The following is a 26,049-nucleotide window of genomic DNA, read 5'->3' on the forward strand; positions in this document are numbered from 1 at the left end:
ACAAAAGCCTAGCTTGCCATCTATTCGTATATCAAAAACAACCTTGTACCAAGCATAACGAGGAGGTGCAATCATGCCTGATTATTCAATTTTAATCGAACATTGGGATCTGTATATGCAAGGGTTTCTTCATACGATAAAATCCAGTGTTCTTGCCCTAATCGGCAGTTTACTTATTGGAACGGTGATGGCCATCTTTCGCATTGCGCCGGTGCGTCCATTGAATTGGATTGGAGCGGCATATGTTGAATTTATTCGCAATATCCCGCTCATTTTAATTGTGTTTGTATTTTTCGTCGGGTTGCCGTCTCTTGGCATTCGTTTGGACTCCTTCACCGCCGGAACATTGGGATTAACCGTTTACACAGCTGCCTTTATCGCCGAAGTCATCCGTGCCGGGATCCTTTCTGTGCCAAAAGGACAGATGGAAGCTGCACGATCATCGGGATTAACTTATTTGCAAGCCATGTGGCATGTGATTTTGCCTCAAGCTATTAAAATTGTCATACCGCCTATGGGCAACCAATTTATCAATCTCGTTAAAAACTCTTCTGTTCTAGGCGTTATTGCAGGGTTAGATCTGATGTATTTTGGTGATTTAATTTCCTCTGAAACGTTTGTCACTTTTGACGTCTATATTTTTGTTGCCATGTTTTATCTAGTATTAACCATTCCGCTTAGCTTAGGCGTTGGCGCGCTTGAACGCCGCTTAGCAAGAAGTCGATAAGATAATAGAAAAAGGTGGGGTGAGAAATGGACTTTATCGGCGCCTATTCTCCAGTTCATTTAAAATTTTTACTTGAAGGATTTGCCGTCACGCTTGAAGTAGCTTTTATTTCTATTGCGCTTAGCTTTGCGATCGGCATTATCGTTGGGATATTGCGTTATGGGCAGATTCCTGTCGTTTCCCACATTCTCGCAATCCTAGTTGAGGTCATCCGCAACTTGCCGTTATTATTGATTATTTTCTTTACTTATTTCGCTCTTCCTGAGATCGGCTTTAAGCTCGATAAGCTTTATGCCGCGATTTTGGCGCTTGTTATCTTCGAATCAGCTATGCTATCAGAAATTGTGAGAAGCGGATTAAATTCCATTGAAAAAGGGCAAATTGAGGCAGCGAGATCATCAGGGCTGACGTATTTGCAAACGCTATGGCATATTGTCCTTCCCCAAGCGTTAAGACGCATGGTGCCGCCCATTGTCGGACAATTTATTTCTTTATTGAAGGATACATCGCTAGCTGTTGTCATTGCCCTTCCTGAATTAATGAATCATGCTCAAATCATTAACGGAAGAAATGTTAATTATGTCATTCCGATCTTCTTGCTCGTCGCTATCATGTATTTTGTCGTGAATTATTCATTATCACTGCTTTCGCGAAAGCTCGAATATAAGCACCGATAAATAAAAGAAAGAATGAAGAATCAGGAGTGTTGATCATCCAGTAAAACTCAATGAACAGTACGGGATTGCTTGCTTTTTTTTGCTGAAATAAACAAGCGGGTTTGCTTGCCTACCGGGCATGCTATAGGCATGCCCTTCAACCATAGATTCACAGACATCGTTCGTTCAATCTTTAAATTTATACGGCCGACTTCTCCACTCTTCTCCCATCGGAAACGTTTTCTGTCACTCGAAATGCTGAGCATAAAAAAGACGATTCTTCATCCTATGAAACAGATTGGAAAATCCATTTAGTTTTATATAAAATATAATGATAAGAAATCCATACATTTTCTTAATACCCTTTTATTGTATAATAATATGATAGAATGGGAGAAGATTTCCTGATAGACAGAGGGGAACACGATGCGTGAACGAATTTTAACCTTATTGCTTCTCATCTCTGCTACAGCTTTTCTTGGAGAGATGAAAGTAAATCCATTTTCCAGTTCTTTCCGATTTTCTTTAGGAAGTGTCGCTTTTTTCTTTGGACTTGTTTGGCTTCGTACGATTCCTCTATGTCTGACTGGCTTTTGTGTTGGGGTGTTTGTCACCGCCTTTCGCGTAATGATTGATTGGTTAACCAAACAGCAGCCATTGGCTGATAGCTTATTGATTCATTTGCCTGCAGGCATTTATTACATTTTCTTTGCTTGGCTTGTATATATGACAAAATTCCGCCAGCATCTGGACCACCCTATCCACGTCGGAGTGCTTGGGGCAGCGATTGATTTTACAGCTAATATCGTAGAACTGTTCATTCGTCAGCTGCTTGGTGAATCTTTCACCATCGCACACGAAACCGTTTTTATGCTGCTTTTGTTTGCAATTTTGCGAAGCTTCTGTGTAATAGGACTATATAACATTTTAACCATTCAGCATATGCGGGCTTTAGGGGAAGCGCGAAGACAAGAGCTGGAACGCCTTGTCATGATTAATACAAGCCTTTATGAAGAAGCATTCTATCTGCGAAAATCGATGAGCCATTTAGAGGAGATTACGCACAAAAGTTATGAGCTGTATACACAGTTGATGGAGTCTAAACAAGCCGAGCCGGGCACCGCCCTGTATATCGCTGAGCATATTCACGAAGTCAAAAAGGACTCGCAGCGAATTTTGGCCGGATTGTCTGATCTGATTAGCCAAGAACAAGCAGAATTGAATTTGCCGATCAAGGAGCTTTGCCGCATGGTCATTCGCACTAACAAAAAATACGCAGAACTTCTCGGCAAATCGATTCATTTTCATGAAGCATGTGACATCGATTTACCGACCCATCATGTATACGCCCTTCTTTCAGTCCTAAACAATTTAGTCGCCAATGCCGTCGAGGCGGTGCCAGATTCTGGATGGGTCTCTCTTCATGTGCAATTTGAGCACAATGAACTGGTGTTTCGTGTAACTGACTCAGGTCCTGGAATTCCCGATGAGGATCAGGATTGGATTTTTCAGCCGGGATTTACGACAAAATATGATGAAAATGGCAACCCTTCCAACGGGATTGGATTGACCCATGCGCAAGAAATTGTTCATAGCTTTAAGGGGCACATACAACTGACATTTGACGAACACAACCGAACACAATTTCAAGTCAGAATTCCAGGCAGTCAGCTGCTGCGAAAGGAGGAAGCCGTGTGATGTCCCTTCGTTTTTTTCTTATTGAAGATGATGCTGTTGTCCGAAAAATGCTAGAAAAAATAATTGTAGAAAGCGGACTTGGCGAAGTGGTAGGTCAAGCGGAGGATGGCTTGCATGTATCAATCGATCAGCTCTATTCCGTCGATGTTATTTTGATTGATCTTTTGATGCCGGGCTTAGATGGGATACAAACCATCAAAAAATTAAAAGCGCAAGGATTTACCGGTCCTTTTATTATGATTTCACAAGTAGAGCATAAAGAAATGATCGGGCAGGCTTATCTTTGCGGAATTGATACGTACATCCACAAGCCGATTAATCGATATGAGGTCATTTCGGTTCTCAGACGAGTAGCCGACTATATGGCGGCTGTTTCTTCCCTGAATTCGATCCGCCGTTTATTGCACACTTTGGAGCAAAGCAAAAAACATGACATGTATCCTTCTCCGCCGCAGCATACGGCTCGTTATGAAAAAGCGAGCTTGGAGCAAAAAATTGAACAACTCCTTTTAACATTAGGAATTGCTGGCGAATCGGGCGCGGCCGATTTGTTGCACATTATGCAATGGCTTGCTGAAGCGGAACATAAAGGAGCGACCATGCATGATTTGCCACCGTTAAAAGAGCTATATCGGCAAATTATCAAGCGGCTGCACGGCTCAGACGAGGAGCCATCCCTTCAAAAAGAAATTAAAGCGATGGAGCAACGGGTTCGCCGGATGATTTTTCAAGCTTTTACCCATTTATCCTCACTCGGATTAACCGACTATACAAACCCTACCTTCGAGCATTTTGCGCCGCGTTTATTTGATTTCAAGCAAATTCGCCTTCGCATGAAGGAGCTGGAAGCCGGCAAAAAAACAACGAAATGCCGGATTAACGTAAAGAAATTTTTAGCCGCTTTTTATATCGAAGTAAAAGGAGCATAGACGTCTATGCTCCTAAAATGATAGCCAAAGTCCATTTTAACTTTGGCTATCATCCATTAAGGCATTCGCCTCAGGAAGTTTTGAAAACGCTTGGCGGACAAGAAACGCAACTGAATGCAGGCACAAATGAAACCAAGACGTTCATAAGCGATCGAGCGAGTTCAGTGGCACAGGAAAAAGCAGTGATCCCCCCTCCTCTAAAACTCTGAAGTAAATGCCATTTTAATAGTTAACATAATATTAATTATGTTTGCTAAATGCGATTTGTATTCCAATAGACCCCAATAATACCGCCTTGACCCGATTGATTCGCTTGGCGATCGATGAATGGACAAGCAACACATGCCGCAGTTTTTCAGCCCCCACACTGACAGCGACAAAAATAACAAGAGCTTGGATCAGAAAGATCAGCCCCAAGATGAACACTTGCAGCGCTGCATGCCCTATCGATTTATTGACGAACTGTGGCAACAGCGCTAAAAAGAATAGTGAGACCTTCGGGTTTAATAAATTCATCAAAATGCCCTTTTTGTATAGAGCTTTGTATTCTAAAGATTGCTGGTTATCTAAATGAAAGCCTTCTTGCTTTTCGCGCCACGCCTGCCACGCCAAATAGAGCAAATAAGCAGCACCGGCATATTTTACAACAGCGAATGCTAGAGCCGATTGATAAATCAATGCCGAAACGCCGAGCGTAGCGGCTGTTATATGGACAATGAGTCCTGAGCATAGACCAAACGCTGTGGCTATTCCCGCTTTCTTATTTTGTGAAAGGCTTTGAGCGATCACAAATAAAATATCCGGTCCTGGCATAAGCGTCAATAAAACGGCGACTCCTAAAAAAGATAGGATCAACGTCAAATCCACATTCCCCACTCCTTTTCTGCTCGCTCCCCCCTGCTTATAATTTTGTGCGAATATTCCATAATTCAGGGAAGAAGCGATGATCAAGCACTTTCTTTAAATACGTGACACCCGATGAACCTCCTGTCCCTATTTTGTGCCCGATAATGCGTTCCACTGTTTTCATATGCCGGAACCGCCATTGCTGAAGCCAATCTTCAATATCAATGAGCTTTTCAGCCAGCTGATATAATTCCCAATATTGGTCCACCTTTTTATATACATCTAACCAAGCGGCTTCCACCGTCGAATCTTCTTGATACGGCTCTGAATAATCCCGGTCCAAAAGGGATGGATTAATCGCAAATCCAGCACGCGCAAGCGCCTTTAAGGCGACATCGTAGATGCTTGGAGCATATAGCGCTTCTTTTAGCTCCTCATACAAAACTGGATCCTTCTCGTAAATTTTTAAAATATAGTCCGTTTTGTAACCGAGAGCGAACTCAATCATGCGATATTGGTAAGACTGAAAGCCGGACGCCTGTCCTAATTGATCGCGAAACTCCATATATTCAGATGGAGTCAATGTCGCCAGTACGTCCCAGGCATGAATGATTTGCGACTGAATTTTCGACACTCTCGCCAGCATTTTAAAGGCTGGATCCATTTCATTCCGTTCAATGGCTTGAATCGCTGCTTTTAGTTCGTGAAGAATCAGTTTCATCCATAATTCACTCACTTGGTGAATGATAATAAATAGCATTTCATCATGGTGATCGGACAGACGCTTTTGGCTTGATAGAAGCGCATTCAACTGCAAATAATCACCATAGGTCATTTTATTTAAAAAATCCGTATGAATGCCTTTTTCCGCCGCTAGCTTTTGATTTCTTTCTGATGAACTGTGCATGATAGAAACCCCCTTCTTATCTATGTTGCCATCGGCTTAATAACTGCGCGCACCGGGCTTCCGTCAGCATCCTTTAACGGAAGCGGCAGTGCGATAAGCTCATAGTCGCCGCATTCGACATGGTCAAGCATTACATTTTCTAAAATATGCACACCGTTTTTGGCAAATGAATGGTGCGTCTTAAGATCTTTGCTGTCAAGCGGATCGACTGACGGAACATCCACTCCAAGCAGCACAATCCCTTTCTCTTTGAAAAACGGGCCTAAATCTGGATCAAGCAGCGGAATCGACTCAGGAAACCGCTCTGGCTGGTTCGGAACATTTGTTTTTAATAATAGACGCTGAACGCCGGAAAGATCGAAGGATTGCAGCACAGCGCTATTAATAATGGAGAATGGTGATACATCAATCACACGCGCCGGTCCAATAAAAACATCGATCGCCAAATCGATTATTTTTTGACCATGATCATCAAAATGAAACGGTGCATCGACATGTGTGCCAATATGAACGCTTGTTGTCATTTTTCCGATATTGACTGAACCCGTTTGTTCTTTTGTAAAAGATACCTCATACGCAAATGGTGTGTCCCCCGGCCAATGAGCAATCGAATGAGAAAGCGGCTGTGAAATATCGATCCATGAAGAGGATGTTTTTTTTGTCATGCCACCACTCCCCGTTCGTTCGGAAATTTTTTATGCTTTTCTTTCTCCATAATCTCCTTTAAAATATGAACCGCTTGCCAAACATCTTCATACGTGTTGTATAATGCGACCGGAGCCAAACGAATCCCGTTCGGCTTACGAAAATCAGGAATGACCCCTTCTGCCTTCAACGCTTGGCAAATTCTCGCCGCTTCTGGATGCTCTAAATAAACATGCCCTCCTCTGCGCTCATCTTCTCTTGGATTCCCTATCATAAATTCGTAGTTTGCCAATTCACGCTCGATCAGCGCCATCATATACTCGGTGAGTCGCAATGATTTTTGGCGAATGTTCTCCATCCCTACCTCGCAAAATAGAGAAAGAGAGCCAATCAGAGGAGCAGTGCTTAAAATATGTGGTGTGCCGATTTGAAAAGCGCCAGCATGCTCTTCAGGAGTCAGGTCCGGCTCCATATCAAACTGCTTGTTTTTCTTTGAGCTAAACCAGCCGCTTAATCCAGGTTCTCTCCCAAAATGCCTTTCGTGAACATACAGGGCCGCCACACATCCTGGGCCGCCGTTCAAATATTTGTAATTGCACCAAAAAGCAAAGTCGACTTCCCAGTCATGGAGCTGATGCGGAATGGCGCCGACGGAATGACATAAATCAAATCCGATCATAATTCCACGTTTATGCGCTTCTTCTGTGAGCGTTTTCATGTCAAAAAGCTGACCGCTGCGATAAAGAACGCTTGGCAGCACAATGAGAGCAATCTCCTCTGTCATCGCTTCAATCAAATCGGCCTCCTCGATGGTTTTTCCATCCCTGCTTTTGACGAGCACGAGATGCTCCTTCGGGTCGTATCCTTTTAGCTTAAGTTGGCTCTTTAATGCATAAATATCCGATGGAAACGTCAGTTCATCGGCTAAAATTTTCGTTCTTGTAGCTGTCGGTTGATAAAATGTAGCCACAAGCTGATGAAGGTTAACCGTCGTGGAACCTGTAACCACTACTTCCTCCGGTTTGCAGCCAACAAGATAAGCCATGCGCTCTCCCAATGCTTCTGATAAATAAAACCATGGATGTTGTCCGTTTGTCCACCCGTCAATGCCGTATGATTTCCATGAATCTAGAATTTCCAGCAACGACCGTTCCGCGCGTTGTGAAAGCAAGCCAAGTGAATTGCCATCCAAATAAATCGTGCCTTCTTGAAGATAAAATTCCTTTCGATACGATGCCAACTTATCTAGCCGATCAAGCTGGCGTGCTTCCTCTCGCGAATACATTCTCCCACCGCCTTGTTTGTTGTGTTTGAATTTTCTATATTTTTAGTTAAAATATATAGGTAAGTTGACACAATGTCAATGACAGATTATCACCAACATACAGAAAGGAAGATAAGCGATGAAAAAGCTTTCTTCAAGACAGCTTCAAGCAATGGAAACAAGACAAAAAATTATCGCTGCATCCTACGACGTATTTTTAGAAAACGGATTTCAGAAAGCCACCATTTCGCAAATTATCCAAAAAGCAAATGTGGGCTATGGAACAGCGTATGTGTATTTTAAAAACAAGGATGACATTTTTGTTGAAATGATGGAAAAAACGATGAGAAAATTTTACGAAGTAGCGGAAATCCCATTTGCTCCCCAAACAAAAGAAGAAGCCCGCCATCTCATTGAGCATCAAGTCCGCCTTTTTTTACAATTGGCCATCCAGGAGCAGCGGCTGCTTCAGTTAATGAAAGAAGCGATCGGCATTTCTGATTTAGTCGCGAAAAAATGGAAGGCAATCCGTGAACAATTTATCACCCGCATCGCACAGGATGTTGCCTATTCGCAGGCAAACGGACTAGCAAAATCACATTTGCAGCCAAGTTTGGTCGCACGAGGTTGGTTTTACGCTAACGAAATGTATATGTGGGAATTAACCGAACAAGAGGTTCCTTTTTCATTGGATGATGCCGTTTATCATTTAACAGAAATGTACACAAACGGTATATACGAATAATACGTTTTCACAAGAAGGTGAAATAGATGCTTTTAGCAAAGCTAATGCTTGATTCAATGCATACAGTCATATTGACAGGGGCAGGAATGGCAACAGAAAGCGGATTGCCGGATTTCCGTTCCGTACAGACAGGATTATGGCAACAAAAAGATCCGCAGCGCTTAGCAAGTACGCATGCGCTTCAATATCACCGAGAGGACTTTATCTCTTTTTATCAATACCGCATTCGCACGCTCCGGCAATGTCAACCCCATGCTGGTCATCGTATTCTCGCTGACTGGGAAGCACGCGGGCTTATTCAAACTGTCATCACCCAAAATGTCGACGGATTTCATCAGCAGGCCGGCAGCCGAAAGGTCATCGAACTTCACGGTTCACTTCGGACGATCCGTTGTTCGCGCTGTAACCAATCTTATGAAAGCGATGCTTATCTTGATGATACCTTTTCCTGCACATGCGGCGGCTTTTTGCGCCCCTCTGTCGTTCTATTTGGCGAAGCGCTGCCAGCGGAAGCGGTAGAACAAGCATGGCGCGCCGCCGAGCGAGCCAAACTGTTCATCGTGCTCGGTTCTTCCTTGCAAGTATCGCCCGCCAATCAGCTGCCGCTCATCGCCAAACGAAACGGCGCCCAACTCGTCATCGTCAACCTAGAGCCGACCGAACTGGACGAATGGGCCGATCTTGTCATCCAAAATCGAAAAATCGGCGATGTATTGGCGGAGACGGATCGGGAGTTGGAACGAAGAATATAAACAACAGAGCGTGGCCTCTATTCTATAAAGAGGACACGTTCATCCTTTTCCTTTGGCGATCGATGCCTAACTCCACTTTTCTCGTTCGAACTGCTAAGCAATCGATTCGCCATTTCAATATATCATAGCGATTGGTAATCCCGATCACCATTTTTCCTTCATGATAAAACTCGATAATATTCATGCTCATAATATGAACCTATCCAAACCAACAACGGTATCGTCACCTTATAGCCATGTCTTTCAATCCATAGTTTTCTATACCCGTCTAAATCATCTGTCTCTTTGCAATATCACACGTTAATCAATTGAGTATCATCATGATCCACTACACGCCTCACGGTAACCGTATCGTTGATCAACAAAAAACATAGGGCCCATTCATATGAATGAGCCCTGTGTGGATACACAATGAATCATATAAATATACTACTTTATTTCTTCAAGCGCCTCTGTTAATGTTTGCACTAAAAAGGCAGCATCCTCGCTTTCAATCGTCAAAGGAGGCGACAATGTTAACACATTATTAAAGCCAGCTACCGTCACACCGTTTTTGCCAATCAACAAGCCGTTGTTTTTGCAAATATTGATGGCTTGATTGACAAGCGACACATCCAGCGGCTCTTTTGTAGCTTTATCTTTCACCAGCTCGATCCCAATCAGCAAGCCCCTGCCGCGAACGTCGCCGACATAAGGATGGTTTTGCAGTTTATGCTTCAACTCATTCAACAGCTGTTCTCCAACTTCGCGGGACCGGTCAAACAAACGCTCTTTTTCCATAATTTCTAAATTTTTTAAGGCAAGGGCGCATGCGGCCGGATTTCCGCCAAACGTATTTATATGACGGAAATAATCATATTCCTCTTCCCCTTTGAATGCCTCATAAATTTCTTTGCGGACCGCAGTGGCCGATAGCGGCAAGTAAGCGCTTGTAATTCCTTTCGCCATGGTGATGATATCCGGTTTCACTCCATCATGCATAAAGCCAAACGGTTTGCCTGTTCGGCCGAACCCGCATATCACTTCATCGACAATCAGCAAAGCTCCGTGCTTTTCACACACTTCCTTCACCGCTTTCATATAACCATCCGGCGGAATGAGCACTCCCCCGCCTGTGATCATCGGTTCCATGATGACCGCGGCGATGGTTTCACTTAATTCCCATGTCATCACTTGATCAATCGCTTGAACGGATTTTAAATTGCGCGGATTTTCCGCTGTCTCGTTATCGCGGTAGCAATCGGGAGGAGCGACATGAATAAAGCCCGGTGCCAAAGGTTCGTATTTATATTTGCGCTGCGCCTGTCCAGTAGCCGCGAGTGCTCCCATCGAGTTTCCATGATACGCCCGATAACGGGAAATAATTTTATAGCGGCTATGCTCTCCTTTTTGCTGATGATATTGCCGGGCCATTTTAAAGGCGGTTTCATTAGCCTCGGAACCGCTGTTAGAGAAGAAAATGACATATTCGTCTCCTAGCAGCTCGTTCAATTTCTCTCCCAGTTCAACTGCCGGTGCATGGCTTTGCGTCAGCGGAAAATAAGCAAGCTTCTTTAGCTGCTCATAAGCGGCCTCTGCTAACTCCTCGCGACCGTAACCGACATTGACGCACCAAAGCCCGGCCATGGCATCTAAATATTTTTTTCCGGTATGATCGGTTACCCAGCATCCCTTTGCTTCCTCGACAATCAATGTTGATTTAGGATTGTACGGCTTCATGGCATGCCATATATATCGACCATCTTTTTCCAATAAATGTTGGCTTTGATCTGTTTGAACCATTCTGTTCCCTTCCTTCTGTGAAAATTAAAAATCAAATCGGGAGGTTATCATTTTTTTTCGTGTATAGAAATTTACACCATCTTTTCCGTTGACATGAAGATCGCCATAAAATGAATCCTTCCATCCTGAAAATGGGAAAAAGGCCATCGTCGCTGGCACACCGACATTAATTCCTAACATTCCGGCATCTGCTTCTTCGCGAAATTGACGGACGGCTTTTGCATCCTTTGTATAAATGGTCGCTCCATTTCCATAGCGGGATTGGCGGATATATTCAAGCGCTTCATCTAAATCAGCCGCGCGAAGCAAGCTAAGGACAGGGGCAAAAATTTCTTCTTTGGCAATTGTCATTGTTGGCGTTACATGATCAAAAATCGTTGGCCCGAGGAAATTCCCTTCCGAAAGCTCCGCCATTTCTTTTCGTCCGTCGCGAATCAGCACAGCGCCTTCTTCCACTCCTTTTTCGATGTAACCAAGCACTTTCTCCCGATGTGATTGGCGAATGACCGGGGTCAGCAACACGTCCTCATCCATTCCATTGCCGATCACCAGTTCATCCGCTTGCTTTTTTAACGTTTGGACAAACCGTTCATTCTCTCCTACCACCACGACGGCACTGCACGCCATGCAGCGCTGGCCTGCACTTCCGAAAGCGGAGTTGATGATATGCTGCGCAGCAAGCTCAACATTGGCATCGGGCATCACAATATGGTGGTTTTTCGCCCCGGAAAGAGCCTGTACGCGTTTGCCTCTTGCAGCCGATTGCTCATACACATATTTGGCTACAGGCTGGGAACCGACAAAGGAAATAGCCCGAATATCTTCATGGGCAATCAGCGCGTTGACCACATCGTGGGCGCCGTGCACAATATTTAAAACCCCTTCCGGCGCACCGGCTTGCGTAAATAACTCGGCTAATTTATTCGCTAAAATGGGCGTGCGCTCGGAAGGCTTTAGCACAAATGTATTTCCGCAGGCAATCGCCAATGGAAACATCCAAAGCGGTACCATCATCGGAAAATTGAACGGTGTAATTCCCCCGACAACTCCTAACGGATAGCGAAGCATTTCCGAATCAATGTCTTCCGCAATTTCTGCAAGCGTCTCGCCCATCATTAAAGTCGGAGCCCCCGCGGCAAACTCGACGCATTCAATTCCGCGTTGAACCTCGCCATACGCTTCTTTATATGCTTTTCCGTTCTCTTGCACGATCAGCCTTGCCAATTCTTCATGATGCTCCGTCAACAAATGGTGGAACTTAAACATGATGCGCGCCCGTTTTGGAACAGGAGTGTTCTTCCATGAAGCAAACGCCTTTTTCGCCGCTTGTACGGCACGCTCCACATCTTCTTTTGTAGAAATCGGAACTCTAGCCAGCACTTCCCCTGTCGCCGGATTCGGTACTTCCAGCGTTTCCGCTCCGCTCGAATCTACCCACTTTCCATTAATGAAATTTTTTAAAACAGCGGTTTCGTTTCTAACCAAAGCCATGGCGTTCCCTCCTATTGATTGATGGTGCGAAATATTCATTGATCGCCGCGTTGATGAACCAAAAGATTCGTTGCGGTCGCTTAGCGGCTGGACTTCCTGCTTCCTTAAATAAAAGAGCGGATCATCAACACTCGTCATTCATTTCCATTATCGCTTAGTTCGTTGACGCATTCATTAGACATAATGTAAAAAGTGCGTTCGTTCCCATTCCACAATATGACAACTACTTAGACTTTATGACGCAAAATGAAAAACTCTCCTGCTGTTTCAGGAGAGTTTTTCATTCATTGCCGGCTGCCAAATATTCATAGGCCTGAATCATAAACTCGATAGCAAGCCGCTTCTCAGGATTCATAAAATCAGCTCCTAGTAGCGATTCTAGCTTTTGAATGCGATGATAAAGCGTTTGTCTGACGACATATAAACGTTTGGCCGTTTCTTTTTTCGAACCATTGCAGGCCAAATAAACTTTTAATGTTTCCATCAGCTTGCCATTATACTTTTTGTCATATTGAATCACCGGCTCCAGATATTCCATCATCATTTCATGCAGATCACCGTCCTTGTGGATAAGAGAAATAATTCTAGCTAAATGTAAATCTTCATAAAAACAGCTTTTTGTTTTTTGAGAAAGCTGCTGCTGGATTTTGCTTGTTTCAAGAGCGGTTTGATAGCTTTTATGAATAAGTGCAAGATTGTCCGCAAATTTTCCGACACTTAAAAAAAAGCACGGCATGTTTTTCATATTGGCAAATTCAGAGTCCATCAAGCGCTGAATTCCCGTTTGCATCCGCTGCTTCCATGTTTTCACGCTTCGTTTATCCACTAAAATAAACACGATGCTGCCGCGCATCTCAATCGGGAAGGATTGGAACCCCTGCTGTTCCAGCATCGTGCGAAAGAGCAACTTGAAATAAGTCATATCAAAAGCGGAATGCTGCTTTAATGATTTAAATTTACAAATACAGACACAGCCGCCTTTTGGCTTTAGCTCAACATCATGGTCAGCTAAATAATCCAAAATCGTTTGCACGCTATGTTCGCCCTCCAGCCACCCTTTTAGCCATTCTTGCTCCCTTGCTCTTTTCTTCTCTTCAACATATAAATCGCGCAGCAAATACTGGGCGAGCGCCGTCGCCGTTCGATCTAAAATCAGCAAGTCAAACTCGCTAATATCCTGGTCTGTAGAAATCATCGACAGCTCCGCATATTCATGGCTAAAAAGCTGGATCGACTGGGAGGCCGCTTTTTTCGTTGGCTGAGCCACTTGTTTGAGCCATAGCTGTTTTTTTGCTTCACAGCACTCCGGAACAAATTCAACTTCCTTGCCATGCATGCGAAAGAGAATTTGATGACCTAAATACCGATGCAAATATTTTAAAATTTCATTGTAATGCTCAATAGATAAAAGTTTTTGATTTAACTGCTGGGAATAAGCTTCTAAATTGTAGATCATTTGATAGTGTTGATTAATCAAATAGGCGTGGATATCTTGAGTAATTTCAACGAATGGAACTTCTTTCAAAAAAAGGATGATTGGAAAGTGGTGCTTGTTCGCTAGCTGAATCACTTCTGGTGGGATGGATGACGTGTAGGTTCCGATTTCGATGCATAACCCGGAGGCGTCGCTTTCAATCAATTGCTCCACAAAGGAAAGGAATAACTCTCCATTTTCTTTCCATCCTACACCCGTAGATAAAATGAGTTCTTTTCCATTTAATAGTTTATGAATCTTCGTCACTTCCACCACATGGACCCATTTGACCGTCCGGTGCAATCCTTGATGTCCTGCAATGACCTGAGTATGCTCAAAGTGCTTTCTGTTTAATACGTCCAAAACAGTAAATTGAAAATGCTCGTGCACTCCTTCCCCTCCTCTATCAACGGAGATTGTCCCATCACACTAAATAATTATTCACCGCAAACAAATCGATTCCTCCTTTTTATTCATGCCAATCTCAGATAGGTACATCGTGTAATGGCTGCCTTTGAACTACTCCCACTTTTGCTTTGATTCCTGCGCTTTTACTTCTTATGAAAGGAGAATTAGTAGGCGATCCCCATAGTTCCTACGGTTTCATTGTCCAAACAAGACAACAATCGAAATCCTTCTTTATAGAATGTTTTTGCTTGCGTTTAAATCTCTATCGTGATGTGTTCCGTAAGATGGGCCTATCCATTCACGAAGGTTGAGATTCTTAACATCTTTGCTTTGGTATCCACAGTACGAACATAGAGTATTGGATCTCGATACCTTTGCCCTCTCCTTTAAAATCCATTTTATTTTATCCCATTCGCCTTTCCATCGGACGATTCGAGTAAGAAGAAACAGCACAAGAAAACATGATATCCCCTCTAGTAAGAAAAACTAAATAACTAGATGCAAAAATAAAGGTAGACAAAGTCAAAATGACTTTGTCTACCTTTCGCCTTTTCGCTGATTGTCATAAAGATTTGGAAAAACTGCTTCTCTCCTTGGCTGTCAAAAGCCCATTAGGACGATCGCTTCATTTGCTGAATCAGCAAAGAAGAAACATATTTTCTGGCATCAGCCGTTTGAATGTGCAATGTTTGCAAAGGCTGTTTTGGCTCAGAAGCAGCCGGAGTTGGCAGCGCAAATTCTATAAACGCGCCGTTTAAATTTTCATGAACACGCTTGATCACATACCCTTGACGAAGCAATGCATCCATTCGCTCGCGCTCCACCAGAAACTCTTGATAAGACACCGTATCTCCCCCTTTATATCTACCATCTAGCCAAACAGCAGGACCGTAAGTCCTCTCTCTTGTGGTCTATTCTATTAAATCGTTAATTTCTTGTTTTCGTTTAGAACGGTGTATTTTCCATACTTCTCCCGTTTTAAATATTGGCCATAGCCTGGTTTCCCGACAAAGACTTTGTCCCGTACAACAAACTCACCTCTTGAAAGCACTGATATTGGCTCTCCTGCCACTTTCATTCCTTCAAACGGGTTATAGTCAACGGCCATATGATGAGTTTCAGCGGAAATCACCCGTTCCACATTCGGATCAAAAATGACCAAGTCGGCGTCAGAGCCAACAGCGATCGTTCCTTTTTTCGGAAATAATCCAAACAGCTTCGCGATTCTCGTCGATGTAATGTCGACAAACTGGTTGAGGGTGATTCGTCCTTTCTTTACACCTTCACTAAATAAAATGCTGAGTCGATCTTCAATGATGGGGCCTCCGTTTGGTATTTTCGTAAAGTCGGCTCTTCCCAGTTCCTTCTGTCCTTTAAAATCAAATGAGCATTGATCGGATCCCAAGGTTTGCAGTTGTCCATTTTTTAAGGCATTCCATAACACTTCTTGATGCCATTTTTCTCGAAGCGGCGGTGACCATACATATTTAGCCCCCTCAAAGTTCGGTTTTTCTAAATATGACTGGTCTAGCACCAAATATTGTGGACATGTTTCCCCCCACACATTTAATCCTTTATTGCGCGCTTCGGCGATTTTTTCGACTGCTTGTGCACAAGACACATGGACAACATAAAGCTGCGAGTCGGCCAGCTGCGTCAGCTGACAAGCGCGGCCTGTCGCTTCTCCTTCCAATTCCGGGGGCCGAGTAAGCGCATGATAAATGGGCTCTGTGTGGCCTTCAGCGAGCGCTTGCTTTATTAAATAATCAATCACATCTCCATTTTCGGCATGGACCATGACGAGAGCGCCCAGCTGTTTGGCGGCAGAAAGCGTTCTGTACAAAGTGCCGTCGTCTGCTTGGAACACGTTTTTGTAGGCCATAAATACTTTAAAAGATGTAATCCCCTCTTCTTCGATCACCTTTGGCAATTCGCTTAATACATCATCATTGATTTCGCTAATCATCAAATGGAAGCCATAATCAATGACGGCTTTGCCTTTCGCTTTGTTGTGCCAGGTTTCAATGGCCTTCGCCAGCGGCTCCCCTTTATTCGTTAAACAAAAGTCAATCACTGTCGTTGTTCCGCCAAATGCCGCGGCAATCGTTCCCGATTGAAAATCATCCTTTGTCACTGTCCCGCCAAACGGCATATCTAAATGAGTATGCGGATCAATTCCTCCCGGAAAAACATAGCAGCCTTTTGCATCAATGATTTCAGCATCATGCGGACTTACATGTTCGCCAATCGCCGCAATTTTTCCATCTTCAATTAGCACATCTGCATGATAAACATCCGCTGCCGTTACAATCGTTCCATTTTTTATCAGCTTTTTCATAAAAATATTTCCTCCTTGTGTTCTTTACTTGGCTTCCGCATTGGAAACTGTTAATGCACTGATCGCCGCTTGGCGTTCGTTCCATGTCATCGGCGGGCACTCCCTTGGAAGTTCGACCATATCAATCGCGCCGTCAACAGGACAGACAAGCGAACATAAATTGCATCCTACACAATCTTCCTCCCGCACTTTTAAATACTCACGGCCAGTGGCGTCAGCAAGGCGATCGATGCATTGGTGGGATGCATCTTCACAAGCGATATAGCATTTATTACAATTAATGCACACATCGGTGTTAATACGGGCAGCTACTTTATAGTTCAAATCAAGATTGCCCCAATCCGAATATCGGTGAACGGCTTTGCCGACAAGATCCATCACCGAAGCAATCCCTTTGCTGTCAAGATAATGCTGGAGCCCTTCCACCATGTCCTCGATAATGCGGAAGCCATGATGCATCACCGCCGTGCACACTTGCACTCCCGTTGCTCCCATCAGCATAAATTCTACGGCTTCCTTCCAGCTCGATACCCCGCCCATTCCGGAAATTGGCACATTAATTCGCGGGTGGCGAGCACATTCAGCTACCATATTTAGGGCGATCGGCTTCACTGCTGGACCGCAATAACCGCCATGCGCCCCTTTCCCTGCGACATGCGGAATGGTATGCCACGTATCCAAATCGACCCCCATTAAGCTGTTGATTGTATTGATCATGCTGATGGCATCAGCTCCTCCTTGAACAGCGGCCTCCGCTGTTGCTGTAATATCCGTAATATTAGGGGTTAATTTGACAATAACCGGTTTTTCCGCGACCTCTTTGACCCAATATGTCTGCTTTTCTACTAACTCTGGTACCTGCCCCGATGCCGATCCCATTCCGCGTTCCGCCATTCCGTGCGGACAACCGAAGTTTAATTCAAATCCATCCACTCCCACATCCTGTACTCTTTTCACAATTTCATGCCATTTTTCCCTTTTTGGCTCGACCATAAGAGAAGCGATAATGGCATGGTTAGGAAATCGTTTTTTTGTTTCATAAATTTCCTTTAAGTTCACCTCAAGCGGACGATCCGTAATCAATTCAATGTTATTAAACCCCGCGATCCGTTGACCGTTGAAGCTGATGGCTGCAAACCGCGACGATACATTTAAAATCGGTTCTCCAAGTGTTTTCCAAACGGCTCCGCCCCATCCAGCTTCAAATGCTCGTTGCACCTGGTATCCCGAGTTCGTCGGCGGCGCAGACGCCAACCAGAACGGGTTAGGAGACTTGATCCCCGCTAAATTCATGCTTAAGTCGGCCATTGTTGTATTCCCCCTTCATTTAAGCCGTCTCGCTTATGTGCTTTTCTAAATATTGATGAATCGCATAAGCAGCCTCTTTTCCTTGCTGCGCAGCTGTGACTACCATCGCTTCACCTTGTCCTTTGCCGAAAACGATATCGCCGCAAGCAAATATTTTTGGATGCGAGGTTTGGTAGCTTCCCTGACGAATCCGAACAACTCCAGCATCGTGCTCTAATTCAAACTCCGTGATTAGCTCCAGGTGCCGCATCTGGCCAATCGCCTTAATCACGGCATCTACCTGCATGATAAATTCCGATCCTTCAATCGGAACCGGACGCCGTCGCCCATCTTGATCCGGCTCCCCTAATTGCATGCGGATGCATTCGATATGAGTGACTCTTCCTTTCTCATCGCCGATGATTCGTTTAGGAGCCGTCAGCCAACGAAACTCGACTCCTTCCTGTTTGGCAAATTCGTATTCAAAATCATAAGCTGTCATCTCTTCCTTTGTACGGCGATATAAAATCTTTACGTTTTCCGCCCCTAGCCGTACCGAACATGTGGCCCCGTCAATCGCTGTATTTCCGGCACCAATGACAACAACCTTTTTCCCTACCAACCGATCCGTTAACGGCTTGGTTTTCGTTTCTTTAATGAGTTCAATCGCGTCATACACCCCTTCTAAATCCTCTCCTTCAATCCCCAGCATCGGAACTTTCCCCATCCCCGCAGCCAAAACAACCGCATCATAGCTTTCTAAAATCTCGTTTGCGGTTATATCTTTTCCTACCTTTGTATTCGTCCGAATGTCCACACCTAAACGCTTGACTTGGTGAACTTCCCACAATGGCACGCGCTGCGGAAGACGGAATGAAACAATCCCATACGTATTTAACCCACCGGCTTCCTTTTCTGCTTCAAAGATCGTCACGCTGTACCCCATAAGCGCCAGCTCCCTAGCTGCTGACAATCCTGCTGGTCCGCCACCAACGACCGCTACCGCCCTACCGTTTGTTCTTCCTGCTTGAAATAGCGGTTCGTCATTTTGTATGGCCCAATCTGTCGCATACCGCTGCAAGTTTCCGATCATAATCGGCTTTGTCGAATGGTTCAGAACACAGGCTCCTTCGCATAGCTCCTCTGTCGGACATACTCTCGCGCAGCTTGCCCCTACAGGATTTGACAGCATAATAGTCTTTGCTGCCCCTTTCAGATTCCCTGATGCAATCTTTTTGATGAAGGCGGGAATATCAATTCCTGTCGGGCAAGCCTGAATACAGGGAGCATCGTAGCAATATAAGCAGCGATTCGCTTCCTCAATCGCCTCCCGCTGGGTCAATCCAGACGCGGCTTCTTGAAAGTTTTTCGATAAATCGAATGAGGATTGATTCATGGCACACAGCCTCCTTATTCATTTTTTATTTTAAAAAAGGGAATAGAGCTAAAACCCTAATCCCTTCAAGAAACGATGTCTGCCTATCTAGGAGCGTTGCTAGACTCCACTGTTTATTATTTGCCTTTGCTAAGGCTACATACAAGATTCCTAGATATAGAAATCTATTGAGCAGCTTCGCCCTTCTTTCAGTAAAACAACTGGATTTGTGTTCACTCCTTTGCTACGGCAAACGAGGCTATGGCTGTCTTCATGCTCAAGTTTCCAAATTAGCCTAGCGAAAAAAGAAACGCTTTTCTAACCATGGCGTCAATCGTACATGTCCATCTGTACTTTTTAGCATGAGAAAAGCGGTGGATGAGCTCTGCCTTATAATCTATGAGACATACCTATATTTCATTCCTTATGATTGGGTTAAACCCAGAATCTTTTTGCTATTAACAGAAAAATTAAAATATTTAAACATATTTTACTTGGTAGCGTTAAGCTTTTCATTATACATTTTGTTAAATAAAGAAGTTTGTTCATTATTCAACATGTCCATTTGATTCCTTTTACGATGCTGCATTGCTGCGATAAATAAAAAAGAGAGCGGCTAGCATAAACAATAGCCCAAAAAGCCGATTCATATTCATCGGAATTTTAGGTACGCCAAATAAACCAAAATGATCAATGACCATACTAATAACAAGTTGTCCAACGATAGCAGCCAAAATAGCAGCTGCTGCCCCTACTTTTGGAACTGAAATAATCGTAATCGTCACAAAAACGGCTCCTAATAAACCTCCTAATAAATTCCATTTAGGAACTTGAAGCAACTGCACCAACTGTCCTTTGCCAAAAAATAAAGCGACAAACGTTAAAAATAAGGTACCGACAAAAAAGGAAGTAAAGGCTCCTTCCAGACTCCCTATTTTCTTTCCAAGGCTTCCGTTGATCGGCGCTTGAAGCCCTGCTAGCATTCCGCCTACTAAAGATAATAAAATATACAACCATTTCATACTTCTTTCTCCCTTTCATTCACGTTTGTACAAACGATATCAAATGTTGTATGGCTATAACGGTTTTAAGCATTATTTCACAGCAAGCTGACATCAACCTCTCCCACCTACACTTCGCTTAGAGGTGGGAGACTTCTCGGTGAATGTGTTAAAAATGCTTGCCAGACAAGGAGCATAAATCGAACCAAAAAGTGCATGCGCAGCCGAGCGAGACCAGCGCCTATGATTGAAAGCATTTGTCAGCAGCCTGAATCCGATCGTTTAACATTTGTTTGGATATGAAGTTGAGAACGTTTTTCTGCGGTCGGGCGAACCAAACAATACGGCTCACAGACGCCCTTATTGGTCTGCTGTCCGGCACTCTGTCACGCTTTGGCATAATGTTTTCTTCCCGATTGCTGCTCTCCAAAATGGTGTGTTCCATCCTTCCGATGTCGTTAAATCCGCATAGAGGGTACGATAAACTCTTTCCTCCTTTCCTCTCATTACACATCGTCAAATAAGTGGTAAGAAAAAAACATTCGGGGTTTCCCGAACGCTTTTAACGGTCACTAACACTCTCTAGCAAAGCATCGCCCGTTTGGCTTACTCGGACATAGGCGTAACGAGCGCGCTGCTGCAGTTCTATTCCTGTTTTTTCTGGAACAAAAAAGGATTCAATTCCATAAAGGATCGTATCTCCTTGCCACTTCCCATTGATGATGACTTCGCCCTTTTTCCGGATATACGACAAATCCTTTTTCCCGTTCATAACATATACGCGTGCAAAGCGGTAAACTCCTGCCTCATCTTTTTGCAAAATGAGTTGAACCTTTCCGTTCCCGCTCATTCCTTGAATCTGCGAAATTTCATAGCGCAGGCGAACATAATCACCCTGGAGTAAAGAGCGCGGATCCATCGGCATGAGCTCCAGCTTTACCACTTCTCCATTTCGCAAAAGCCTTTCTTTATCAAATACGGTATAGCCGATAAAAACGATTTGCAGCGCGATGATCATAAGCAAAGGAATCCATTTGCTGCGAACCCAGCTTACTTGTTCGTTTGGCAGAAGATGTTTCTTTTTTTCTAAAAATATTGTACCTGCCAGCACGAGAATTCCAAAAATCAACAGACTTATGGCTTTGTCGAGAAGACTCCACGCAAATTCGTAATATTTTAAAACAAGAAATAGCCACAAATAAAACCAAGCAATCCCTAATCCAATGGGCTCCTGTTGCTTCGATTGAAAAGCGATCCATCCTGCTGTGATGAATATCAATAAAAGATTCGCCAATACCACCCAAAGATCAAGAGCAAAAAAATCCATACTTGTTAATAATAAAAGAGACCCCATGCCTATAAAGAGAGACAAACGCTGAGTATGCTTCCGCTGGTGGGATGCCATATATAAAAACGCATTCAACAGGACAACGAATAAAAGAGCAAGGCGCAGCTTGTCGCTCCATTCTTCGACAATGAGCATTCCGAAAGCAGATAATGCTACATGAGTAAGAAGCTTAATCCCCGTTTTTTCTGATTTAAAGTATCCAACAAGCAGGACCAGAAAATAGGTTGTGACAATCCAAATGGAAATATCCATGGATGCAATCACACCAACTCCATAACCGATCGCAAGCAGCGTGCAGCGAACTACATCATTCCAGCTTTGCATAAGCATCCCTGGCAAAACAAACGCTCCGACGGATAAAGCAAATAATAGATTTGACGAGAAATGATGGGTCCAAAGCGAAAAAAGGCCCATAATACTTGAAATGGCAATAATGGAAGCAACGGCTGTGACAATAGCCTGAAACACAGCTAAAAAAGTGGTTCCAGCGTTTTCTTCCATTGCCCAATTTCTTAACCTCTTCAGCAAAAACAGACTTCCATAAACAATCCCCGCCGCCAACAGCAGACCTGCAAGCAAAACACCTTCTTGAAAATGCCGGGCCACAAATCGGAAATATTGGACAATCAAAAATCCTCCTGCAAATAAACTTGTGATAAGGACATAGGAGCGATGCTTAACAATGGCGAAAAAATAATAAAGAAACACGAGCAAAAGCAATGAATACACATAAGGCCACCACGTAAAGCTGCCTTCAGTCAAACCGGATCCGACAATCAAGAACAACCATCCTTGCATGGCCACATACAAAAGATAGGAAACAAAAGAAGAACGGTGGAGAAAAAAAACAGCTCCATTCACAGCTGCAAACACAAGCAGAAATAAAAAGGATACCCACTGATCTCTTTCAGTCTGATAAGAGGACGGAAAATAATAAAACCAAAAGGTTAGTTGCAGCAGCACAGCACTTAAGACGCGAAAGGGCTCATAACGAGTGATGAGCGCAAATACAGCACTTGGTATAAACCAAATGAAGAAAAGCCAAAAGCTATCCGCATGTGAATTATAAATTTGTCCTATCAGCGCAACAGAAACCCCAAATCCAATGGCTCCTGCCACAAACAGCCATTGGCTCAAAAAATCGTGGCGATTCATGACATAAGCCAACAAAATACTGATGCCATACAATAAACACATAACCCCTATACTTACTACTATCTTTTCCAATCGATCAAATCCTTGCCAATTAGCAGCAAAAAAATAAATAACAGAAGCCATCATCAGCCCGATTCCCATAAAATACCCGGCCTTTACAAGACGAAGGTTCATTGTCTCGCCTCTCTTTCTTCATTTATCATGGCTACATACCTTTCTTGACTCAGGTGTGTTGATGATCCAATAAAAACCAATTGACATTGTTTGAGGGAAGAGGCAGAAATCTTGTATCTAGCTAGATCATTTCATATTTTCAGTAAAATAATGGAGCATCAACACTTGTGTTCTTGATTTTATTATACCATAATGACACATATAAACCTTGTCCATTTATTGGGGTGCGACCTTCTTTTCCGCATAACCATACATTCGTTCCAATCATTTACAAGCAATCCTCAATACGTTATAATAAATTAACAGCATTTTAATTTTTTTCCTATCATAAACAATTATTAGAACAATGATTCTTCTCTAATCAGTCAAGGGAGTGAAACAATGAAAACGGCCGTTGTGTTTGGCGCTACTGGGGGAATGGGAAGCGCATTAGTCGAAGCCCTTATCAAACGTAAAATATATGTGATAGCGGTAGCCCGTTCAAAACCAACATTATTAGATAAACAGCAAAACTGGGGAAACCTCACAAGCATCTTGCCCGGCGATGCTATGAATCTCGAGGATGTCGAAGCCGCCGTAGCAAAAGGAGACATGGTCTTTCATGCTATCAACCTTCCCTATCAACATTGGGATCCTAATCTAGCGATTATTCTTTCAAACATTTTAGAAGCGTGCCGAATCTACAATAAACCGTTTGTTTACGTAGATAATATTTATTCATATGGTTTGCAATCTCAAAAAACAACCGAAGCGTCTCCTAAAAAACCGCATACAAAAAAAGGCAAACTGCGGTTAAAGCTGTTGGAGCAAATTGAACAATCTAGCATTCCATACCTAATCGCCCATTTTCCTGATTTTTACGGCCCCAACGCAGGAAACACCCTTCTTCATTTTACATTTCAGCAAATGCTAAAAAGGAAAATGGCTTTTTATGTTGGCGATCCTTCCATTCAAAGAGAATTTATTTACATTAAAGATGGAGCAGAAGCATTAGTAGAATTATCGCTGCGTCATGATTGTTTTTATCAATCATGGAATATACCAGGAGCCGGAACGATTTCCGGAAAAGAAATCGCTGAAATTGCCGGAGGCTATTTAAACGCTAACATCCGCATCAAACCCATCTACAAATGGATGATTCAACTTGTCGGGATGTTTAATCCCTTTATGAGAGAATATGCAGAAATGATGTATTTAAACGAAAAGCCGGTCATATTAGACGGCGGCAAATATGAAAAAACCGTCGGTCCGATTCCGCAAACTCCTTATGCAGTCGGTATTAAAGAAACGTTAAAGCATATGCAATCGTAGTTTTCTTCTATAACCAAACTCTTTATGAACCTCTCCCGCCTCCCCTTCGTTTCAAAACGGGAGATTTCTCGATAGATAAGTTCAAGGGAAGATGGGGCGGATGAACTAGAAACGAACACCGCCATCTGCTTGTTCGTTCGAACATTATCGTTTTTAGATTGGATTTATAGACTTGTGATTTAGGCACTCGACTATAAAAAACGGAAGGGACCTTGAAGATCTCTTCCGCTTTTTAACATCATCTATACCATTACGGTAAATAGGTCACTCCCATTAAGAAACGGTCCACTTCTCTTGCTGCTTCCCGACCTTCATGAATGGCCCATACGACTAAGCTTTGACCGCGTCTCGCATCACCTGCAGCAAACACTCCCTCTACATTGGTTGTATATTGACCATAAGGAGCCTTCACTTTTTGATTCACGGTTTCGACGCCAAATTGCTGTAAAAGAGGCTGTTCAGTGCCTTCAAAGCCAATAGCAATAAACACTAAATCACACGGCCACACTTGTTCAGTCCCAGGAATTTCTTTAAATACCGCTCTTCCGCTTTCATCTGTGATTTTTTCCATTTGAATCGTATGCAGCTCTTTGACTTTGCCCTGTTCATCCCCAACCATTTTTTTCGTTTGAATACAGTACTGCCGAGGATCTGCACCAAATTTCACTTTTGCTTCTTCATAGGCGTAGTCTAATGTAAACACAAGAGGAAACTGCGGCCAAGGATTATTTTCAGCGCGCTGTTGCGGTAAGGCCGGATGTTTGCCAAACTGAACGACGCTTTTACATTTCTGTCTTAGCGCCGTAGCCACACAGTCCGCCCCCGTATCTCCGCCGCCAATGACAATCACATGCTTATCGCGCGCATCAATCAAACCGTCATCTGTAAAGTTGGAATCAAGCAGGCTTTTGGTCGTCAATGTTAGATAGTCCATAGCAAAATGGATGCCTTCAAGCTCTCGGCCTTCAATGACCAGATCGCGTTGCTTTTGAGCGCCTGTACATAAAACGACCGCATCGTATTGTGAACGCAGTTCATCAGCTGTGACGTCTCTTCCTATCTCCGTATTCGTGACAAATGAAATTCCCTCTTCTTCTAAAAGGCGGACTCTTCGTTCCACGACTTCTTTTTCAAGCTTCATGTTTGGAATGCCATACATCAATAAACCACCGATGCGATCTGCTCGCTCATAAACCGTAACGGAATGCCCGGCTTGGTTTAACTGATCGGCGCAGGCTAGACCCGCCGGCCCCGATCCGACAATCGCCACCTTTTTCCCTGTCCGTTTTTTCGGAATCCTTGGCTGAATCCATCCTTCGGCAAACCCTTTATCAATAATAGCGCGTTCAATTCCTTTAATTGCCACAGCTGGATCTGAAATCGCCACCGTACAGGACCCTTCACACGGCGCAGGACATACCCTTCCTGTAAACTCTGGGAAATTATTTGTTTTTAAAAGGCGGTCTAATGCCTCCTTCCATCGGCCGCGGTAAACAAGATCATTCCATTCCGGAATCAAGTTATGAATCGGACATCCAGAGGTTAATCCGTTCCATTCCATGCCCATATGGCAGAAAGGGGTCCCGCAATCCATACAGCGGGCACCTTGTCTTGCCAACGTTTCATCAGAAAACGGAAATGTATATTCCTTCCAATCATCTAAGCGGGAAAGTGGCTGACGCTTCACTTCTTCTTCGCGCGCATACTCCATAAAGCCTGTTGCTTTGCCCATTGTC

At 43.7% G+C, this 26,049-nt stretch carries 22 protein-coding genes and 1 pseudogene; 7 read left to right on the forward strand and 16 right to left on the reverse strand.

Annotated features, from left to right (window positions below):
- Positions 1-73: 73 nt before the first annotated feature.
- From GFC28_RS04735 to GFC28_RS04750, 4 genes are all read left to right on the forward strand, one after another.
- Entirely contained in the window at positions 74-727 is a 654-nt protein-coding gene (locus GFC28_RS04735) for an amino acid ABC transporter permease (RefSeq protein ID WP_044745430.1), read from the forward strand.
- 26 nt (positions 728-753) lie between these two features.
- On the forward strand, positions 754-1,404 hold the full coding sequence (locus GFC28_RS04740; RefSeq protein WP_044745431.1) for an amino acid ABC transporter permease: 651 nt from the start codon (positions 754-756) through the stop codon (positions 1,402-1,404).
- 405 nt (positions 1,405-1,809) lie between these two features.
- On the forward strand, positions 1,810-3,081 hold the full coding sequence (locus tag GFC28_RS04745; protein ID WP_044745432.1) for a sensor histidine kinase: 1,272 nt from the start codon (positions 1,810-1,812) through the stop codon (positions 3,079-3,081).
- Positions 3,081-4,010, forward strand: a complete 930-nt coding sequence (locus tag GFC28_RS04750; protein WP_044745433.1) for a response regulator — start codon at positions 3,081-3,083, stop codon at positions 4,008-4,010. The genes GFC28_RS04745 and GFC28_RS04750 overlap by 1 nt, the downstream gene beginning before the upstream one ends.
- A gap of 240 nt (positions 4,011-4,250) precedes the next feature.
- Here GFC28_RS04750 and GFC28_RS04760 read toward each other — a convergent pair whose 3' ends face one another.
- From GFC28_RS04760 to kynU, 4 genes are read right to left on the reverse strand one after another with little or no spacing between them, the layout of a single operon-like run.
- Positions 4,251-4,877, reverse strand: coding sequence for a LysE family translocator (locus GFC28_RS04760; RefSeq protein ID WP_044745434.1), 627 nt, complete (start codon positions 4,875-4,877; stop codon positions 4,251-4,253).
- Positions 4,878-4,911: 34 nt separating this feature from the next.
- Positions 4,912-5,763, reverse strand: a complete 852-nt coding sequence (gene kynA, locus GFC28_RS04765; protein WP_044745435.1) for a tryptophan 2,3-dioxygenase — start codon at positions 5,761-5,763, stop codon at positions 4,912-4,914.
- 20 nt (positions 5,764-5,783) lie between these two features.
- A complete protein-coding gene (gene kynB, locus GFC28_RS04770) occupies positions 5,784-6,428 on the reverse strand; it encodes an arylformamidase (protein WP_044745436.1) in 645 nt (214 codons plus the stop codon).
- Entirely contained in the window at positions 6,425-7,693 is a 1,269-nt protein-coding gene (gene kynU / locus GFC28_RS04775; protein WP_044745437.1) for a kynureninase, read from the reverse strand. Before kynU ends, kynB begins: the two co-directional genes overlap by 4 nt.
- 118 nt (positions 7,694-7,811) lie before the next feature.
- On the opposite strand from kynU, the gene GFC28_RS04780 reads away from it, so the two are divergent.
- On the forward strand, positions 7,812-8,417 hold the full coding sequence (locus tag GFC28_RS04780; protein WP_044745438.1) for a TetR/AcrR family transcriptional regulator: 606 nt from the start codon (positions 7,812-7,814) through the stop codon (positions 8,415-8,417).
- Between the two features lie 26 nt (positions 8,418-8,443).
- Entirely contained in the window at positions 8,444-9,169 is a 726-nt protein-coding gene (locus GFC28_RS04785) for an NAD-dependent deacylase (protein WP_044745439.1), read from the forward strand.
- Positions 9,170-9,191: 22 nt separating this feature from the next.
- Here GFC28_RS04785 and GFC28_RS19205 read toward each other — a convergent pair whose 3' ends face one another.
- From GFC28_RS19205 to GFC28_RS04830, 11 genes and pseudogenes are all read right to left on the reverse strand, one after another.
- Positions 9,192-9,359, reverse strand: coding sequence for a hypothetical protein (locus GFC28_RS19205; RefSeq protein WP_156487511.1), 168 nt, complete (start codon positions 9,357-9,359; stop codon positions 9,192-9,194).
- 239 nt (positions 9,360-9,598) lie between these two features.
- On the reverse strand, positions 9,599-10,951 hold the full coding sequence (locus tag GFC28_RS04790; protein WP_044745440.1) for an aspartate aminotransferase family protein: 1,353 nt from the start codon (positions 10,949-10,951) through the stop codon (positions 9,599-9,601).
- Positions 10,952-10,975: 24 nt separating this feature from the next.
- Positions 10,976-12,442 carry a CoA-acylating methylmalonate-semialdehyde dehydrogenase gene (locus GFC28_RS04795; protein ID WP_044745441.1) on the reverse strand — a complete coding sequence of 489 codons (1,467 nt, stop codon included), beginning with the start codon at positions 12,440-12,442 and terminating at the stop codon, positions 10,976-10,978.
- Positions 12,443-12,722: 280 nt separating this feature from the next.
- Positions 12,723-14,306, reverse strand: coding sequence for a PucR family transcriptional regulator (locus GFC28_RS04800; RefSeq protein WP_044745442.1), 1,584 nt, complete (start codon positions 14,304-14,306; stop codon positions 12,723-12,725).
- A gap of 182 nt (positions 14,307-14,488) precedes the next feature.
- Positions 14,489-14,729 (reverse strand): annotated as a pseudogene (locus GFC28_RS19695) (zinc ribbon domain-containing protein); the annotation flags it as partial.
- A gap of 206 nt (positions 14,730-14,935) precedes the next feature.
- Positions 14,936-15,169, reverse strand: a complete 234-nt coding sequence (locus GFC28_RS04805; protein ID WP_044745443.1) for a hypothetical protein — start codon at positions 15,167-15,169, stop codon at positions 14,936-14,938.
- A 74-nt stretch (positions 15,170-15,243) separates the two neighbouring features.
- Positions 15,244-16,662, reverse strand: a complete 1,419-nt coding sequence (hydA, locus tag GFC28_RS04810; protein WP_044745444.1) for a dihydropyrimidinase — start codon at positions 16,660-16,662, stop codon at positions 15,244-15,246.
- Positions 16,663-16,686: 24 nt separating this feature from the next.
- A complete protein-coding gene (gene preA, locus GFC28_RS04815; protein WP_044745445.1) occupies positions 16,687-17,970 on the reverse strand; it encodes an NAD-dependent dihydropyrimidine dehydrogenase subunit PreA in 1,284 nt (427 codons plus the stop codon).
- Positions 17,971-17,989: 19 nt separating this feature from the next.
- Complete coding sequence (locus GFC28_RS04820; protein ID WP_044745446.1) at positions 17,990-19,345, reverse strand: NAD(P)-dependent oxidoreductase; 1,356 nt, start codon at positions 19,343-19,345, stop codon at positions 17,990-17,992.
- A gap of 554 nt (positions 19,346-19,899) precedes the next feature.
- A complete protein-coding gene (locus GFC28_RS04825; protein WP_044745447.1) occupies positions 19,900-20,346 on the reverse strand; it encodes a DMT family transporter in 447 nt (148 codons plus the stop codon).
- Between the two features lie 541 nt (positions 20,347-20,887).
- Positions 20,888-23,002 carry a GDYXXLXY domain-containing protein gene (locus tag GFC28_RS04830; protein WP_044745448.1) on the reverse strand — a complete coding sequence of 705 codons (2,115 nt, stop codon included), beginning with the start codon at positions 23,000-23,002 and terminating at the stop codon, positions 20,888-20,890.
- A 381-nt stretch (positions 23,003-23,383) separates the two neighbouring features.
- Between GFC28_RS04830 and GFC28_RS04835 the strand changes: the two genes are divergently transcribed.
- Positions 23,384-24,313, forward strand: a complete 930-nt coding sequence (locus GFC28_RS04835) for an NAD-dependent epimerase/dehydratase family protein (RefSeq protein WP_044745449.1) — start codon at positions 23,384-23,386, stop codon at positions 24,311-24,313.
- Between the two features lie 250 nt (positions 24,314-24,563).
- On the opposite strand, the gene GFC28_RS04840 is transcribed toward GFC28_RS04835, so the two are convergent.
- Positions 24,564-26,045, reverse strand: a complete 1,482-nt coding sequence (locus GFC28_RS04840; RefSeq protein ID WP_044745450.1) for a glutamate synthase subunit beta — start codon at positions 26,043-26,045, stop codon at positions 24,564-24,566.
- Between the last annotated feature and the right edge of the window lie 4 nt (positions 26,046-26,049).

It is taken from the genome of Anoxybacillus sp. B2M1 (genome assembly GCF_001634265.1).
Taxonomy (GTDB): Bacteria; Bacillota; Bacilli; order Bacillales; family Anoxybacillaceae; genus Anoxybacteroides; species Anoxybacteroides rupiense.

Bases quoted from the DNA above. Each gene is read 5' to 3' on its own strand.
- GFC28_RS04835 (WP_044745449.1), top strand. From the start codon at position 23,384: ATGAAAACGGCCGTTGTGTTTGGCGCTACTGGGGGAATGGGAAGCGCA.
- GFC28_RS04825 (WP_044745447.1), bottom strand. From the start codon at position 20,346: ATGAAATGGTTGTATATTTTATTATCTTTAGTAGGCGGAATGCTAGCA.
- preA (WP_044745445.1), bottom strand. From the start codon at position 17,970: ATGGCCGACTTAAGCATGAATTTAGCGGGGATCAAGTCTCCTAACCCG.
- GFC28_RS04820 (WP_044745446.1), bottom strand. From the start codon at position 19,345: ATGAATCAATCCTCATTCGATTTATCGAAAAACTTTCAAGAAGCCGCG.
- GFC28_RS04745 (WP_044745432.1), top strand. From the start codon at position 1,810: ATGCGTGAACGAATTTTAACCTTATTGCTTCTCATCTCTGCTACAGCT.
- GFC28_RS04830 (WP_044745448.1), bottom strand. From the start codon at position 23,002: ATGAACCTTCGTCTTGTAAAGGCCGGGTATTTTATGGGAATCGGGCTG.
- hydA (WP_044745444.1), bottom strand. From the start codon at position 16,662: ATGAAAAAGCTGATAAAAAATGGAACGATTGTAACGGCAGCGGATGTT.
- kynB (WP_044745436.1), bottom strand. From the start codon at position 6,428: ATGACAAAAAAAACATCCTCTTCATGGATCGATATTTCACAGCCGCTT.
- kynA (WP_044745435.1), bottom strand. From the start codon at position 5,763: ATGCACAGTTCATCAGAAAGAAATCAAAAGCTAGCGGCGGAAAAAGGC.
- GFC28_RS04790 (WP_044745440.1), bottom strand. From the start codon at position 10,951: ATGGTTCAAACAGATCAAAGCCAACATTTATTGGAAAAAGATGGTCGA.
- GFC28_RS04785 (WP_044745439.1), top strand. From the start codon at position 8,444: ATGCTTTTAGCAAAGCTAATGCTTGATTCAATGCATACAGTCATATTG.
- GFC28_RS04840 (WP_044745450.1), bottom strand. From the start codon at position 26,045: ATGGGCAAAGCAACAGGCTTTATGGAGTATGCGCGCGAAGAAGAAGTG.
- kynU (WP_044745437.1), bottom strand. From the start codon at position 7,693: ATGTATTCGCGAGAGGAAGCACGCCAGCTTGATCGGCTAGATAAGTTG.
- GFC28_RS04795 (WP_044745441.1), bottom strand. From the start codon at position 12,442: ATGGCTTTGGTTAGAAACGAAACCGCTGTTTTAAAAAATTTCATTAAT.
- GFC28_RS04740 (WP_044745431.1), top strand. From the start codon at position 754: ATGGACTTTATCGGCGCCTATTCTCCAGTTCATTTAAAATTTTTACTT.
- GFC28_RS19205 (WP_156487511.1), bottom strand. From the start codon at position 9,359: ATGAGCATGAATATTATCGAGTTTTATCATGAAGGAAAAATGGTGATC.
- GFC28_RS04780 (WP_044745438.1), top strand. From the start codon at position 7,812: ATGAAAAAGCTTTCTTCAAGACAGCTTCAAGCAATGGAAACAAGACAA.
- GFC28_RS04750 (WP_044745433.1), top strand. From the start codon at position 3,081: ATGTCCCTTCGTTTTTTTCTTATTGAAGATGATGCTGTTGTCCGAAAA.
- GFC28_RS04735 (WP_044745430.1), top strand. From the start codon at position 74: ATGCCTGATTATTCAATTTTAATCGAACATTGGGATCTGTATATGCAA.